Raw genomic sequence first — 14,211 nt, 5'->3', positions numbered from 1 at the left:
GATGGTGCATGCTAAGCACCGGGCCGATCAAGGGGAGACTGCAGTGGCGAGGCGGCGCGGCGCCGGAGTGACGGGCATGGTGACGGAGGCGCTGCGGCAGCAGCGGCTGCGGCAGGAGGAGCAGCGGCGGGACGCGGTGGCCGCGCAGCGGCAGCACGAGCGTGAGCAGCGGGAGGCGCAGCGGTCGGCGGCTCAGGGCGAGAAGGAGGCGCTGCGCGCCTACCAGCAGGGGCGGGAGGCGGACGCCGCCCGGCGGACGGCCGAACTCGATGCCCGGGTGGCCGAGTTGAGGGCTGTGCTGGCCACCGGGCTGAGCGGCGGGCCGGATGACGTGCCGCCGTTCGATCCGGGACCGCTGGGTGTGCCCGTGCCGATGCCGGACCCGGCCTGGTACCAGGTGCCGCCGCCTCCGCCGGGGTACCACCCGGGCAACCAGCGGCAGTACGAGGAGCAGTCGGCGCACGCCCGGGCCCGGTTCGAGTACGACTGGCGTGCCGCGCAGGCCGCCGACCAGCAGCGGCTGACCCAACTCGCGCAGTACCGGGCCGAGTTCGACGCCTGGGCGACAGCGCATCGCCGCCACGCCGCGAACCGCGCCGCCCGCGCCGTCCAGCTGGCCGCCGCCGGGGCCGCCGATGCCGAGGCCGTGGTCGAGCTGTTCGAGGGTGCGCTGCGCTGGCGCACGGACTGGCCGGAGGGCTTCCCCTCGGACGGCGTGGTCGCCTGGGACGCGGCAGCCCGGCAGCTGGTGGTCGACTGGCAGCTGCCGGACCAGGAGATCGTGCCGGCCGCGGCCCGCGTGCGGTATGTGAGGACGGACGACCGGGAGACCGAGGTCGCCCGCTCGGCGGCCGAACGCAAGTCGCTGTACCGGGAGTTGCTGGCCCAGTCGGTGCTGCGGGTGCTGGCCGAGCTGTTCCGGGCGGACACCGGCCGGCTGCTCGCCTCGGTGGTCCTCAACGGCTGCGTGGAGGCGATCGACCCGGCCACCGGCCGCCAGGAGCGCCGCTGCCTGGTCTCGGTGACGGTCGAGCGAGCGGCCTTCCTGGCCGTGGACCTGGCCCGGGTGGAGGCCGTCCACTGCCTGGTGGACGCCCTGCGCGGTCGCCTGAGCGCCCGCCCCGAGCGGCTGGAGGAGGTGCGCGCCGACCGGCGGGCCGAGCAGGTCGGCAGCTACCCGGTGCCCGGCGAGGAGGATCCGGACCTCTTCACGATGGACCCGCTGGAGTTCGAGGAGCTGATCGCCGAGCTGTTCCGGCGGCGCGGCTACCTGACCCGGACCACCGCCCGCAGCGGCGACCAGGGCGTGGACGTCATCGCGGAGGACCCGGACCCGATCACCGGCGGTCTGATCGTGATCCAGGCCAAGCGCTACCGCAGCCGGGTCGACCCGACGGCCGTCCGGGACTTGGACGCCACCCGGCTCCACCACGGCGCCAACCGGGGCATCCTGGTGACCACGGCGACCTTCGGCCCGGACTCCCGCCGCTGGGTGGAGGGCAAGCCGCTGGCCCTGGTGGACGGCGCCACCCTGCTCGGGCTGCTCCGCGAGCACGGTCTCCCCGGCCGCCTCGGCGGCCCCGCACCGGCCGCAACGCCCGCGCCCCTCACCCCCACCACGCCGGCCGCGCCGACCGCGGCCCCTGACTCCCCGATCGCCCCCGCACCCAGCGCCACCGCCGTGGCCGCCGCCCCCACCATGGCCGCCATGCCCGTGGTGGTCCGCACCCCGACGCTGGTGGACGTGCCGATCCCCCTGCCGGAGCCGGTGACCCCAGCGGCACCGGCGGCCCCGCCCGTCGAGCTGGCGCCCGGCGCGAACGAGGCCCTGTCGGCCGCCGACCGGCCGGTGTCCGTCCGGTTCGCCTTCGACCCGGCCGGGGCGGACGCCGATCTGACGCTGCTGCTGCTCGGCGCCGACGGCCTGGTCCGCAGCGACGCCGACTTCGTCTTCTACCACCAGCGGGAGGCCGAGGGCGGCGTGGTGCGGCTCGACGAGAAGACCCTGCTCGACGGCCGCGCGGTCGAGACCGGCACCGTCGACCTGGCCGCACTGCCGGCCTCCGTCCGCCGGATCGCGGTCTCGATCAACATCGACACCGACTCCGGTCTGACCTGCGCCGACCTCCAGGCCCCCGAGCTGACCGTCCAGGCCGCCGACGGGGCCGGCTGGTCCTTCGCCCCGCCCGCCGACCCGGGCCTGTCGGCCATGCTGGTCGCCGAGCTCTACCGCCACCAGCCGCCCGACTCCCCCGAGTTGTGGAAGATCCGGGCCATCGGCCAGGGCTGGTCCGACGGCCTGGAGGGCCTCGCCCGGGCCCACGGCGTCGAGATCGCCTGAGACCGAGGCGGCCCGGTGCGCGGGCACCGGGCCGCCGCCACGCTCACCCGGTCAGTGGCTGCACACCACGGTGACCTCGGCGAACCAGCCGTCCACCGGGTTGCCGTCGACCCAGTCGACCCCGCCGGCCGAGCACTGCGCTCTGGGGTAGCCGTTCGCGGCAGCCACGTTGTACGCGTTGATGTAGGCGTACTGCACCGCCGCACCCGAGTTGGCCTTGCCACCGGAAGTCCCGGTGAAGGTGGCCGTCGTGGTGGCCGAGGCGGGCACTGCGGCGAGCAGCACGGCTCCGGCGGTGGCAGTCGTGGCGAGCAGGTAGCGGAGTGGCTTCACTGGTGCGTCCCTTCGATGACGGTGCCGCGCAGGGCGCATTCATTCAGGCACTACAGCTCGTCAAAGTCATCAGCTGAGACGGAAGTCGAGCGATCGGTGGCCGGTTCCTGCCACCCTGGCGCAGAGCCGTCGACAGCAGCCTGGGCGAGGTTCCGCTCCAGCCGCTCCAGGGTCTCCAGGGCCTGGGCCCGCTCCCCCTCGGACAGGTCGGCGGCAACGAGCTCCTCCAGCCGGCTCCAGGCCTGTTCGACCTCCCGGCGCAGCGCGTGGCTTGCCGCGGTCGGCTCGATCAGGGCGGCCCGCCGGTCGGTCGGCGAGGGGCGGCGGCGGACGAAGCCGGCCTGCTCCAGCCGCCGGACGGTCCGCGTCATGGTGGCCGCGTCGGAGTCGAGCAGCCGGACCAGGTCGGCCTGGCGCTGCGCTCCGAGGTCCCACAGCTGCATCATCACCAGCTCCTGGCCCGGGTGCAGGCCGAGGCGGCGCAGCAGCTGCCCGGCGTGCATCCGGTGCAGCCGCGCCAGCCGGAAGATCGCATGGCTGATGGGCCCGCCGCCCGCGGCGGCCGGTACCGGAACGCTGGCCATCTGGCCCACCTCTCCCTGATCGGTCAACCAAAACTACCGTGCGAGGGCGATCACCATGCGGCTCTCCCGTCATTTCCCCACATCAGCCCAGTGACGCAGGTCACATTCAAGCCCGGGAATGCCTTCGCTGGATTTACCTGTTCGAACAGGTATCAGCCGGCCACTCGTCACGAGGGAAGAGACCATGACCACTGCATTCGACCCGATCGTCCTGGGCGGCAAGCGCCTGAGCAGCCGCATCGCGATGGCACCGATGACCCGCAGCCGTGCGTACGGTGCGGGCGCGGAGCCGACCGAATTGATGGCGGAGTACTACGCCCAGCGCGCCGGCGCCGGCCTGATCGTCACCGAGGGCATCCAGCCCTCCCCCGTCGGCCAGGGCTACCCGAACACTCCCGGCCTGCACACGGCGGGTCAGGTCCGGGCCTGGCGCCTGGTCACCGACGCCGTGCACCGCGCGGGCGGCGTGATCTTCGCCCAGCTGATGCACACCGGCCGGATCGGCCACCCCAGCCTGCTGCCCCAGGGCCTCACCCCGGTCGCCCCCTCGGCCGTCGCCGCCCGGGGCCAGGTGTTCACCACCGAGGGGCCGAAGGACTTCGTGACGCCCGAGGAGCTGACCGAGGACGGGATCCGGCAGACCGTCGCCGACTTCGCCGACGCGGCCCTGGGCGCGATCGAGGCGGGGTTCGACGGAGTGGAGCTGCACGGCGCCAACGGCTACCTCATCCACCAGTTCCTTGCCCCGGGCAGCAACCTGCGCACCGACGCCTGGGGCGGCGGTGCCGAGGGCCGGGCCCGCTTCGCCGTCGAGGTCGTCACGGCCGTGGCCGAGGCGGTCGGCGGCCACCGGGTCGGCCTGCGGATCTCGCCCGGGAACCCGTACAACGACATCAGCGAGCCGGCCCCGGGTGAGACGTACCAGGCCCTGGTCGAGCGGCTGGCCGGGCTCGACCTCGCGTACCTGCACCTGATGGAGGGCCCGGACCGGGAGCTGACCGACCGGCTGCGCAAGGCCTGGCCGGGCGTCTTCGTCCTCAACCCGTTCACCCACCCCGAGGCGACCGGACCGCAGGCGCTGAAGCTGGTCGAGGACGGCACCGCCGACATGATCGCCTACGGCGCGCTCTTCCTGGCCAACCCCGACCTCCCGGCCCGCCTGGCCGCCGGCGGCCCGTTCAACGCCCCGGACAGCTCGACCTTCTACGGCGGCGACCACCGCGGGTACACCGACTACCCGGTGCTCGGCGCCTGAACCGCCTCGGGCCACCGGCGCGGCCACGCGGCGGGCCGCCCCGGCGACGGCAGAGTGAGTCTCAGCAGATGCCGCACCACCGACCCCCGGGAGTCACCATGCCCATCGCGATCACCTTCTCCGAGTACGGCGCCCCCGAGGTGCTGCGGCCCGCCGAACTGCCCCTGCCCGAGCCGGGCCCGGGGCAGGTCCGGATCAAGGTCAGGGCCGCCTCGGTGAACCCGTTCGACCTGAAGCTCCGCTCCGGCCTGATGGCCCAGGCCGTCCCGGTCCGCTTCCCGGCCGTCCTGGGCCTGGACGCGGCCGGGGTGGTCGACGCGGTGGGCGCGGGCGCCGACGCCGCCGTGGGCGACGAAGTCCTCGGCACCACCAACGGCGGCGGCGGGTACGCCCAGTACGCCCTGCTGGGAGACCTGACGGCCAAGCCGGCGGAGCTGTCCTGGGAGCACGCCGCCTCGCTGGTCACCGTCGGCCGCACCGCGTTCCGCGTCCTCGCCCAGCTGGGCGTCGAACGCGGCCGGACCCTCCTGGTGCACGGCGCGGCCGGCGCGGTCGGCTCCATCGCCGTGCAGCTGGCCGCCGCCCGCGGGGTCACCGTCGTCGGCACGGCCGCCGAGCGGGACCTCGAGCAGGTCACCGCGCTGGGCGCGACCGCCGTCCGGTACGGGGACGGCTGGGCGGAGCGGGTCCGGGCGGCGGCGCCGCAGGGGGTGGACTTCGTCCTCGACGCCGCCGGGGCCGGCGTCCTCGCGGAGTCGGTGGCGCTGACCGGCGATCCGGCCAGGGTCATCACCATCGCCGACGGGGCCGCCCGGGAGCACGGGGTGCGTTTCAGCGACGGCAGCGGGGACCGGGACTACAAGCCGCTGCCGGAGCTGGCCCGGCTGGCCGCCGCCGGCAGACTGGCCCTGCCCGAGTGGCGTGGCTACCCGCTGGCCGAGGCCGCGCAGGCGCACGCCGACCTCGAGGCCCGCCGCAACCGCGGCAAGGCGGTCCTGCTGCCCTGACGCCTCCGTCAGCCGCAGACCACTCCCGGCCCGTCCAGGGCGGAGGCGTCCACGGCCCGGGTGAGCTGCTCCAGGCGCTGGCGCAGCTCGACGATCTCGGCGAGGTCCAGGCCGGTGGCGCCGGTGACCCGGACGGGCAGCTGCAGGGCCTGGGCCCGCAGGGCGGCACCCTCGGAGGTGAGCCGGACGGTCACCGAGCGCTCGTCGGCGGCGCTGCGCTCGCGGCGGACCAGTCCGGCCGCCTCCAGCCGCTTGAGCAGCGGGGAGAGGGTGCCGGAGTCGAGGCGCAGGCGCTCGCCGATCCGCTTCACCGGGAGCTCGCCGTCCTCCCAGAGCACCAGCATGACCAGGTACTGGGGGTAGGTGAGCCCCAGCGGCTGCAGCGCGTCGCGGTAGAGGGCGTTGAAAGCGCGCGAGGCGGCGTGCAGCGCGAAGCAGATCTGGTTGTCCAGCCGGAGCCACTCGGCGCTCGGCTCGACGGCCGACAGGTCCTCGCTCATGGTTCCAGGCTACCTCAGGCGCCATTCAGTTGTGCGCAATTGAATTGTGTGCTCTCATAGTGGACGTCGAGAACCCCACCGGACAGCAAGGACGGATCTCATGAGCGCGCTGTACACCGCCGTAGCCACCGCCACCAACGGCCGCCAGGGTCGCACGGTGAGCAACGACGGCCAGCTGGACCTGCAGCTGGCGATGCCCCCGGCGCTGGGCGGCAACGGTCAGGGCACCAACCCCGAGCAGCTCTTCGCCGGCGGCTACGCGGCCTGCTTCGCCAGCGCCCTCGGCCTGGTCGGCCGCCAGGCCAAGGTCGACACCTCCGAGGTCGCCGTGACCGCCGAGGTCAGCCTGGACAAGGACGAGACCAGCTTCGGCCTCTCCGTCGTCCTGCGGGTCGAGCTGCCGGACTCCCTGGAGTCCGCCACCGCCCGCGCCCTGGTCGAGCAGGCCCACCAGGTCTGCCCGTACTCCAAGGCGACCCGGGGCAACATCCCGGTCGAGCTCGTCATCGAGTAACACCGGCCGGAGAACGAATGCGGCGGGAGACCTCAGTGGTCTCCCGCCGCATTCGTGCGTGCGCGTCAGCCGGTCGGCTCCCGGGTGAACTGCCACTCGCTCGCGCAGATCTCGTACCCCAGCCAGGCGTTGACGGCGAGCATCGGCGCGTTGGAGTCGTCGTTGTTGGTGTACGCCTGCGTCAGACCGGCCGCGCGGGCGCGGTGCAGCGAGTCGGTCTTGGCGAGCTTGGCCAGGCCGCGGCCGCGGAAGGCGGCGGCCGTGGTGGTGAAGGCCGACCAGTAGCGGGTGGCGCCGTCCGTGCGGACCGCGCTGAAGGCCGCCGGAACGCCGTCGACCAGGGCCACCGTGGCGAGCTCGTGGTCCTGCTCGGGGTGGCGCCAGACCTCCTCCAGCCAGCTCTCGTACTCCTGGCCGGCCGCGTCGACCTCGCCCGGCTCGTCCTCGGTGCCCGCCACGTCCAGGCGGTAGATCGGGGACGGGTCGGCCGCGAAGGAGGCCACCGTGCGGAGTTCGACGCCAGGTGGCAGCGCGGGCACCGGCCGCAGCTCACCGGTCAGGTCGAGCCGGGCGAAGTGCGCCTGACGCCCCTTCCGGTAGCCCCGGGCCCCGGCGAAGGCGAGCGCCTCGGGGGTGTCGTCCACCCAGGAGTGCACGGTGGTCACGCCATGGGCCGTCAGGTGCTGCTCGGCGGCGGCCAGCAGGGCGCGGCCGGCCCCGCGGCCGCGGGCCGCTGGCAGCACGCTGACGTTGGCCGAGCCCTGGCCCGGCACGCTCGAGTCGGTGTGCACCGTCACCCGGGCGGAGCCGGCCACCCGGCCGTCGAGCTCGGCCAGGAGCAGCCGGAAGTGCTGCCCGGCCTCGGCGTTGGTCGCCGTCCAGAGCACGCCCTGCGGCGTCATGAACAGGTGGCCGCGGCCGGCCTGGTAAGCGTCGGCGGCGGCCTCGGCGTCGGCGGGCCGGAAATCACGGATGTGCAGAGTCATATGCTCCGGACGCTAACCCGGGCCGCCGCCCCTGGGCTCCTGATTTTCCCGCCCGCCCTGGCTGCCCGCCTTTAAAGCTCAAGTTCAGCTCTGAGATTGCCGGGCGCGGGTTGGCAACGACCGCCCGGGGCGACACTCTCAGCATCGGGGGCGGGCAGGGTGCCCGACCCCGCCGGGAGACCGCCGGAGAGGGGGCGTTCACGATGGTCCGGAACTTCGCGGGGCCCGCACCCGCCTTGGGTGTCGGCATCGGCTGGCGGGCCGAGATCGACACCGCGGTCGAGCGGCTGCCCGGGCTGGACTGGGTCGAGGTGGTGGCAGAGAACCTCTGCCCCGACGGCCTGCGGGCCGGCCTGCTGCCCGAGTCGCTGCGGGTGCTGCGCGAGCGCGGCGTCACCGTCGTGCCGCACGGCGTCTCGCTCGGCCTCGGCGACGCCGGGCAGCCCGACCGGGCCCGGCTGGCGCGCCTCGCCGTCACCGCCGAGGCGCTCGGCGCACCCCTGGTCACCGAGCACCTGGCCTTCGTCCGCGCGGGCGGCCACGAGGCCGGGCACCTGCTGCCCGTCCCGCGCACCCGGGACTCCCTCCTGGTGGTGGCCGAGAACATCCGGATCGCCCAGGCCGAGCTGCCCGTACCGCTCGCCCTGGAGAACGTCGCCGCCCAGCTCGCCTGGCCGGACGACGAGTTGACCGAAGGGCAGTTCCTCGCGGAGTTGGTCGAGCGGACCGGCGTACGGCTGCTGATCGACGTCGCCAACCTGCACACCAACCACGTCAACCTCGGCCTCGACATCGCCGCCGAGCTCGACCGGCTGCCGCTGGAGGCGATCGCCTACGTGCACATCGCGGGCGGCCGGCTGCTGGACGGCGTCTGGCACGACACCCACGCCGACCCGGTCGGCGAGCCGGTGCTGGCGGTGCTCGCCGAGCTGTGCGCCCGCACGGCGCCGCCCGGCGTCCTGCTGGAGCGGGACGACAACTTCCCGCCGCCGTACGAGCTGGCCGCCGAACTCGGCGCCGTCCGCGCGGTGCTGAGCCGCGCACCGCAGGTGCGGCATGTCTGAGCGGCTGGAGTACGTGGTCCGGGCGGACGGGGACGCCGAGCTGGTGCTGGCCCGGGAGCGGCTCGGGCGGGGGCAGACGGAGCTGCTGGCCGCGCTGGTCGGCGGGGCACCCGTACCCGCGGGCTTCGACCCGGCCCAGGTCCGCCGCCAGGCGGCCGGACTGGCGGCCAAGCGGCGGGACACGGTGGCCCGGGTCGAACCCGAGCCGGCCCGCCTGCTCGGCCCGGCGTACGGACCGCTCTTCCTCCGCTACGCCGCCCTCCACCCGCCTGAGGGCGGCTACCGCGCCGACGCCCGGGCCTTCGCCGCCTGGGCGCTGGCCCAGCCCGGCACCGAACCGCACCGGCCGGCCCTGACCGCCTGGCTCGCCCCGCCGGGCGGACGCCGCCGGTGGGCCCGGCGGCGGACGGCCTGACCGGCCCCAACACCGATCGACTCAATTCACGGGGGTAGCAATGTGGTACTCGCTCTTCGTCCTCGCGGCAGTCCTGGTGCTCGGCACCGGGCTCGACGTCTCCGCCGCCCGGTACCGGCTGCGCCGGGTGCCCAACCCGAGCGGCCTGCCGGGGCGGGCGCTGCCGCTGCTCGACACCGCCTTCCTGGCCGGCGGCCCGGCCCGGGTGGCGGACACGGTGATCGTCCGGATGCAGCAGGAGGGCCGGCTGGTGGTCTCGCGGGACCGCCAGGCCACCGTCACCGACGGGCAGCCCCGGGACGAGATCGAGGCGGTGCTGATCGGCACCGCCGGGCCCGGCCGCCGGGAGCGGCTGGACGTGCTGCGGGCCAAGATGATGCGCAGCGAGCACGTCCAGCTGATCGGCGACCGGCTCGCCGACCGGGGCCTGATGCGGCGGCCGACGCTGATCCGCCGGGTCGTCGCGGCCCGCTGGTGCCTGGTGGCCGCGCTCCTGGTCACCCTGGTGCTCGGCGTCCTGGCGACCGTGCACTGGGTGGATGCCCCGGGGCAGGGCACCAGCACCCCGCCGGTCTTCGCCTTCACCGGGCTCTTCCTGCTCGGCCTGTTCTGGTACGCGGCCTCCGGCCCGGGCTCCGGGCGGATCACCCCGGCCGGTCTGCGGCAGCTCACCCTCATGCGGCAGGGCGCCCCCTGGCGCCCGACCCTCGCGCTGACCGGCGGCGCCGCGCTCGCCGCGATCACCGCCGAGGAGGCGGTCTCCCTGGGCAGGATGGCGCTCAAGGGGCCCGACTCCCTGACCGACGCCTCGCTGCGCGCCGCCCTGCTGGCCGACGCCGCCGGGCCCGTCCGCGGCTCCGGCACGCTCAACTCCTCGGGCGTCGGCTACGACAACGCGACGGCCATCTGGTGCGCCGACTCCCGCTCGACCGCGAGCTGCGGCTCCAGCAGCCACTACGGCGGCTCTCACCACGACGGCGGCTCGCACAGCGGCGGCTCGTCCGGGCACGGCGGGCACAGCGGGCACAGCTGCGGTGGACACAGCTGTGGCGGCCACAGCGGCTGTGGGTCCAGCTGCGGCTCCTGAAACGGTCCGCCGGTCACAGTTCGGTATCGTGCGCGGGCAAAGTGGTCCGTTCCGGCCGAGGTAGGTCTAGAAAAAGCCCATGTGGTTGCTCTTCCTGATCCCCGCCTGCCTTGCCGCCGTGCTCTCCTGTCTCCGGCTGGTGCGGGTAGCGGCCACAGCTGATTCGCTGGCCTGGCTGGAGCGGGCCGAGCCCGCCGAGGCGATCGGGATCGGCCTGTACGAGACGGCGTACCTGGCGGGCGGTCCGATCCGGGTGGTGGACCTGGTGCTGGTGCTGATGACCGCCCGGGGGCGGCTGCACCTGGCACACACCGGCTGGACCACCGTGGTCGATCCGAGAGGCCGGAGCCGCCTGGAGCGGGCGCTGATCGCCGCCGTCGGCCCCGAGGGCCAGTGCCGCACCCCGGAGCTCAAGGAGGAGCTGGTCGAGCACCCGACCGTCCAGGAGATCGGCGGCCGGCTCACCATGGCCGGCCTGGCCACCCCGCTGGGCGTCCGGGAGAGCACCCTGCTGGCCGTCCGGCAGGTGCGGCAGGCACTGCTGCTCACCGTCGTCATGTTCGGCGCGGCGCTGGCCCTGTCCGCCCCGAACAGCGGGGACGCCGGCGCGGCGGTGGCCTGGTTCTCGCTGCCGCTGATCCTCACCACCGGCACCCTCCTGATGGCCCGGGTGGACGTCCAGGCCTACACCCGCTGGGCCACCCCGGCCGGGCAGGAGGTGCTGCGCAGCGTCCGCATCCCCGACCAGCACGGCCTCGGCGACGACGCCGAGCGCGAGCTCCTCACCGCCGTGGCCATGGTCGGCCCCGCGGCACTGGCCGATCCCCGCCTGCGGGAGGCACTGCGCGGCTGAGGCAGTGCCCACAGCTGCGAAGGAGGCGTGAGGGTGTCCCGCAGTTTGCATGAGCATGCTGGACGCGGCGGCGCCACGGCCCCTAGCTTCGACCTCCGTGCCAGCATCGCCACTGATCAGCGTCATCGTCGCCGCCCACGACCGCCAGGGGTCGCTGGACGAATGCCTGCGGTCCGTCCTGAGCCAGTCCTTCAAGGACGTCGAGGTCGTCCTGGTCCGTGACCAGGCCGCCGAGTGCCCGGCCGACCTGGTCGACTCCTGGGCCGGGAAGGACGACCGGGTCACAGCCGTCCGGCTGGACGGCCTGCAGAGCATCGGCCGGATCCGCACCGCCGGCGCCGAGCGCGCCCGGGGCGACTACCTGCTCTTCCTGGACGCCGACCACTTCATGCTCGGCTCCACCCTGCAGGCGATGGCCGACCGCCTCGCGGAGGCCTACCGGCCGGACCTCCTGCTGTTCGGCCACACCCGCCTGCACCAGGGCCGCTGCCTGCCCGGCGCGGCGGCCGACCTGCTCGCCAAGCAGCGCCCGCAGCCCTTCGCGCCCGTCCAGCAGCCGGAGCTGTTCGGCGCGCCCGCGTACGCGTGGGACAGGCTGTTCCGGCGCGAGTTCTGGGCGGCGCAGCAGCTGTCCTTCCCGGACGGCCTGCACGAGGAGGTCGCCACCGTCCACCGCGCGATGATCGCCGCCGAGCAGCTCGCCGTCCTCAAGTGGGACTGCGTCCAGCTGCGCCGCAAGCTCACCCAGCACCCGGCCGGCTCGCCCGAGGGCAGCCAGTTCGACGTCTTCGACCGCTACGAGCAGAGCTTCGCCCTGCTCGCCGAGCGCACCCAGCTGGACGGCGTGCAGCCGCACCTGTTCGGCCGGATGGTCCGGCACTACCTCTTCCTGCTCAACCTCTCCGGCGGCGTCCCGCGCGGCGACCGCTCCCGCTTCTTCCAGCGCGCGAGCGAGCACTACAACCGCTACCTGCCCGAGCAGTACGAGCGCCCGGAGGGCCGCGAGGGCGTCAAGTTCCAGCTGCTCGGCGGCGGCAAGTACGCGGCCTTCGAGGCGGCGAAGCTGCCGATGCTCTTCTCGCGGGGGCGCTGAGCAGAGGCGCTGAGCAGAAAGGTGCGCCACCCGTCCTCGGGTGGCGCACCTTCTACGTTCAGACCAGACCGTTGAGGAGCTCCGCGACCGGCTTGCGGCGGCCCGTGTAGAACGGGACCTCCTCGCGGACGTGCAGCCGGGCCCGGGACGGGCGGAGGTCACGCATGAGGTCCACGATCCGGTGCAGCTCGTCCGCCTCGAAGGCCAGCAGCCACTCGTAGTCGCCGAGCGCGAAGGAGGCCACCGTGTTGGCCCGCACGTCCGGGTAGCCACGGGCCATCTTGCCGTGCTCGGCGAGCATCGCCCGCCGCTCCTCGTCGGGGAGCAGGTACCACTCGTAGGAGCGCACGAACGGGTAGACGCACACGTACTCGCGCGGGTGCTCGTCCGCCAGGAACGCCGGGATGTGCGACTTGTTGAACTCGGCGGGGCGGTGCAGCGCCATGTTCGACCAGACCGGCTCGAGCTCGCGGCCCAGCGCGGTGCGGCGGAAGCGGTTGTACGCCTCCTGCAGGTCGTCCGAGTCCTCGGCGTGCCACCAGACCATCAGGTCGGCGTCGGCGCGCAGGCCGGAGACGTCGTAGGTGCCGCGCACGGTGACGTCCTTGGCCGCCAGCTGCTCGAACAGCGCGTCGACCTCGGCCGCCAGTGCGGTGCGGTCCTCGGGCAGCGCGCCCTTGAGGCGGAACACCGACCACATGGTGTAGCGGATGACCTGGTTGAGGTCACGGGCCTTCTTCTTCACGGGCTGCTCGGCCGCCTGCTCTGCAACGTTCTCAGTCATGCCTTCATTGTCCCTGCTGCCACCTCTGCCCCCGTCCCCGGGGTCAACAGCTCGTTGACGGCCCGCCGCGCGCTCGCCACGCAGGCGGGGATGCCCACCCCGTCGTACGCCGCCCCGCAGACGGCGAGTCCGCCGACCGACCGCACCGCGCGCCGGATCCGCTCGACCCGGTCGAGGTGCCCCACCGGGTACTGCGGCAGCCCGCCGCGCCAGCGGGTCACGGCCGTGTCGTACGGGCGGGCCCGCAGGCCGACGGCCTGGCCGAGGTCGGCCAGCGAGCGGGCCGCCAGCTCTTCGTCGGGCAGGTCGAGGGCGGCCTCCTCGCGGTGACGGCCCAGCGAGGTGCGCAGCACGAAGGAGTCGGGGGCCGAATCGGCCAGCCAGCCCCACTTGTTGCTGGAGAAGGTGGAGGCCTTGATCGCGCGGCCGTCCACCGGCGGCACCAGGAAGCCGCTGCCGCTCAGGCCGGGCAGGTCGGCGCGGCGGAAGGCCAGCGTCACCAGGGCCATGCCCGCGTACTCGACCTGGTCGAGCTCGGTGGCGGCGGCCGGTGCGTCGGTGCGCAGCAGGCGGGCGGCCTCCGGGGCCGGGACGGCCAGGACGACCGCATCGGCGTGCAGCGTCTCGCCGTTGGTGACGACCCGCCAGCCCTCGGGGGTGCGGCGCAGCTCCTCTACGGGGCTGTCGGTGCGCAGGTCCGCCCCGGCCGCGCGGCAGGCGGCGGCGACGGCCTCCGGCAGGGTGCCGAGGCCGCCGCGCAGGCCCTGGAAGACCGGACCGCCACCGCTCGCACGGCCGGTCAGCTCGCGGACGCCCTCGACCAGCGGGGCGCCCGAGCGGGCGATCGGCAGCAGTGCGGGGACGGCGGCGCGCAGCGAGATCTCGTCGGCGTGGCCGGCGTACACCCCGCCGAGCAGCGGCTCCACCAGCCGGTCGGCGACCTCCTGGCCCAGGCGGTCCGCCACGTACCGGCCGATCGCGACGTCCTCCTCGAACGGCTCGGTCGCCCGCTCGTCCTGCGCCCGCGCCAGCCCCTCCGCCGACAGCACCTGCGAGGCGGCCAGCGCCGCGAGGTCACCCGGCACCCCCATCAACTGCCCGCCGGGCAGCGGCCGCAGCGCCTCCCGGCTCCAGATCGCCGCCTTCGCCGTGCTCGGCGGCTCCAGCTCCTCCCCCAGCCCGACCTCCCGGGCCAGCTCCACCGCCTCCGGCCGCCTGGCCAGCATCGACTCGGCCCCGAGGTCCACCCGCACCCCGCCGACCTCACCCCCGAACAGCTTCCCCCCGAGCCGCCCGGACGCCTCCAGCAGCGTCACCCGCCGCCCCCGAGCCGCCCACGCGGCGGTCAGCCCCGCGATACCCCCACCGATCACCACGACATGCGACTCAGCCATG

Annotated in this window: 13 protein-coding genes and 1 pseudogene; 8 read left to right on the top strand and 6 right to left on the bottom strand. The window is 74.5% G+C overall.

The features are described from left to right. Nucleotides 1-43 precede the first annotated feature (43 nt). Nucleotides 44-2,341 carry a restriction endonuclease gene (locus ABT095_RS24645; RefSeq protein ID WP_350531649.1) on the top strand — a complete coding sequence of 766 codons (2,298 nt, stop codon included), beginning with the start codon at nt 44-46 and terminating at the stop codon, nt 2,339-2,341. Nucleotides 2,342-2,392: 51 nt separating this feature from the next. On the opposite strand, the gene ABT095_RS24640 is transcribed toward ABT095_RS24645, so the two are convergent. Further along, nucleotides 2,393-2,674 carry a hypothetical protein gene (locus ABT095_RS24640; RefSeq protein WP_350531648.1) on the bottom strand — a complete coding sequence of 94 codons (282 nt, stop codon included), beginning with the start codon at nt 2,672-2,674 and terminating at the stop codon, nt 2,393-2,395. A gap of 50 nt (nt 2,675-2,724) precedes the next feature. After that, entirely contained in the window at nt 2,725-3,258 is a 534-nt protein-coding gene (locus ABT095_RS24635; protein ID WP_350531647.1) for a MarR family winged helix-turn-helix transcriptional regulator, read from the bottom strand. Nucleotides 3,259-3,442: 184 nt separating this feature from the next. Between ABT095_RS24635 and ABT095_RS24630 the strand changes: the two genes are divergently transcribed. Next, the gene (locus ABT095_RS24630) at nt 3,443-4,513 is read left to right on the top strand and encodes an alkene reductase (protein ID WP_350531646.1); all 1,071 of its coding nucleotides are present in this window, start codon (nt 3,443-3,445) and stop codon (nt 4,511-4,513) included. A gap of 98 nt (nt 4,514-4,611) precedes the next feature. After that, a complete protein-coding gene (locus ABT095_RS24625; RefSeq protein WP_350531645.1) occupies nt 4,612-5,520 on the top strand; it encodes an NADP-dependent oxidoreductase in 909 nt (302 codons plus the stop codon). Nucleotides 5,521-5,528: 8 nt separating this feature from the next. Here the strand turns inward: ABT095_RS24625 and ABT095_RS24620 are convergent, their stop codons facing one another. Then, a complete protein-coding gene (locus ABT095_RS24620; protein ID WP_350531644.1) occupies nt 5,529-6,020 on the bottom strand; it encodes a MarR family winged helix-turn-helix transcriptional regulator in 492 nt (163 codons plus the stop codon). A gap of 100 nt (nt 6,021-6,120) precedes the next feature. On the opposite strand from ABT095_RS24620, the gene ABT095_RS24615 reads away from it, so the two are divergent. Then, nucleotides 6,121-6,534, top strand: coding sequence for an organic hydroperoxide resistance protein (locus tag ABT095_RS24615; protein ID WP_350531643.1), 414 nt, complete (start codon nt 6,121-6,123; stop codon nt 6,532-6,534). Nucleotides 6,535-6,599: 65 nt separating this feature from the next. On the opposite strand, the gene ABT095_RS24610 is transcribed toward ABT095_RS24615, so the two are convergent. Then, complete coding sequence (locus ABT095_RS24610; protein ID WP_350531642.1) at nt 6,600-7,520, bottom strand: GNAT family N-acetyltransferase; 921 nt, start codon at nt 7,518-7,520, stop codon at nt 6,600-6,602. A 203-nt stretch (nt 7,521-7,723) separates the two neighbouring features. Between ABT095_RS24610 and ABT095_RS24605 the strand changes: the two are divergent. From ABT095_RS24605 to ABT095_RS24590, 4 genes and pseudogenes are all read left to right on the top strand, one after another. Then, nucleotides 7,724-8,999: pseudogene (locus tag ABT095_RS24605) on the top strand (MbnB/TglH/ChrH family RiPP precursor modification enzyme). A 40-nt stretch (nt 9,000-9,039) separates the two neighbouring features. Then, entirely contained in the window at nt 9,040-10,086 is a 1,047-nt protein-coding gene (locus ABT095_RS24600; RefSeq protein ID WP_350531641.1) for a TIGR04222 domain-containing membrane protein, read from the top strand. Between the two features lie 79 nt (nt 10,087-10,165). Further along, on the top strand, nt 10,166-10,939 hold the full coding sequence (locus ABT095_RS24595; RefSeq protein WP_350531640.1) for a TIGR04222 domain-containing membrane protein: 774 nt from the start codon (nt 10,166-10,168) through the stop codon (nt 10,937-10,939). Nucleotides 10,940-11,036: 97 nt separating this feature from the next. Continuing rightward, nucleotides 11,037-12,032, top strand: a complete 996-nt coding sequence (locus tag ABT095_RS24590) for a glycosyltransferase family 2 protein (protein WP_350531639.1) — start codon at nt 11,037-11,039, stop codon at nt 12,030-12,032. A gap of 58 nt (nt 12,033-12,090) precedes the next feature. Here ABT095_RS24590 and hemQ read toward each other — a convergent pair whose 3' ends face one another. After that, the gene (gene hemQ, locus ABT095_RS24585; RefSeq protein ID WP_350531638.1) at nt 12,091-12,816 is read right to left on the bottom strand and encodes a hydrogen peroxide-dependent heme synthase; all 726 of its coding nucleotides are present in this window, start codon (nt 12,814-12,816) and stop codon (nt 12,091-12,093) included. After that, nucleotides 12,813-14,210 carry a protoporphyrinogen oxidase gene (gene hemG / locus ABT095_RS24580; RefSeq protein WP_350531637.1) on the bottom strand — a complete coding sequence of 466 codons (1,398 nt, stop codon included), beginning with the start codon at nt 14,208-14,210 and terminating at the stop codon, nt 12,813-12,815. Before hemG ends, hemQ begins: the two co-directional genes overlap by 4 nt. Between the last annotated feature and the right edge of the window lies 1 nt (nt 14,211).

The sequence above is a fragment of the Kitasatospora sp. NPDC002227 genome (genome assembly GCF_040296285.1).
In the GTDB taxonomy this organism is placed as follows: Bacteria; Actinomycetota; Actinomycetes; order Streptomycetales; family Streptomycetaceae; genus Kitasatospora.
The sequence above is the reverse complement of the archived record's forward strand: the minus strand, read 5'-3'. Positions and strand labels throughout refer to the sequence as shown.

Coding starts and splice junctions, on each gene's coding strand:
- ABT095_RS24600 (WP_350531641.1), top strand. CDS start 9,040: ATGTGGTACTCGCTCTTCGTCCTCGCGGCAGTCCTGGTGCTCGGCACC.
- ABT095_RS24595 (WP_350531640.1), top strand. CDS start 10,166: ATGTGGTTGCTCTTCCTGATCCCCGCCTGCCTTGCCGCCGTGCTCTCC.
- ABT095_RS24625 (WP_350531645.1), top strand. CDS start 4,612: ATGCCCATCGCGATCACCTTCTCCGAGTACGGCGCCCCCGAGGTGCTG.
- ABT095_RS24635 (WP_350531647.1), bottom strand. CDS start 3,258: ATGGCCAGCGTTCCGGTACCGGCCGCCGCGGGCGGCGGGCCCATCAGC.
- ABT095_RS24615 (WP_350531643.1), top strand. CDS start 6,121: ATGAGCGCGCTGTACACCGCCGTAGCCACCGCCACCAACGGCCGCCAG.
- hemQ (WP_350531638.1), bottom strand. CDS start 12,816: ATGACTGAGAACGTTGCAGAGCAGGCGGCCGAGCAGCCCGTGAAGAAG.
- ABT095_RS24610 (WP_350531642.1), bottom strand. CDS start 7,520: ATGACTCTGCACATCCGTGATTTCCGGCCCGCCGACGCCGAGGCCGCC.
- ABT095_RS24630 (WP_350531646.1), top strand. CDS start 3,443: ATGACCACTGCATTCGACCCGATCGTCCTGGGCGGCAAGCGCCTGAGC.
- hemG (WP_350531637.1), bottom strand. CDS start 14,210: ATGGCTGAGTCGCATGTCGTGGTGATCGGTGGGGGTATCGCGGGGCTG.
- ABT095_RS24620 (WP_350531644.1), bottom strand. CDS start 6,020: ATGAGCGAGGACCTGTCGGCCGTCGAGCCGAGCGCCGAGTGGCTCCGG.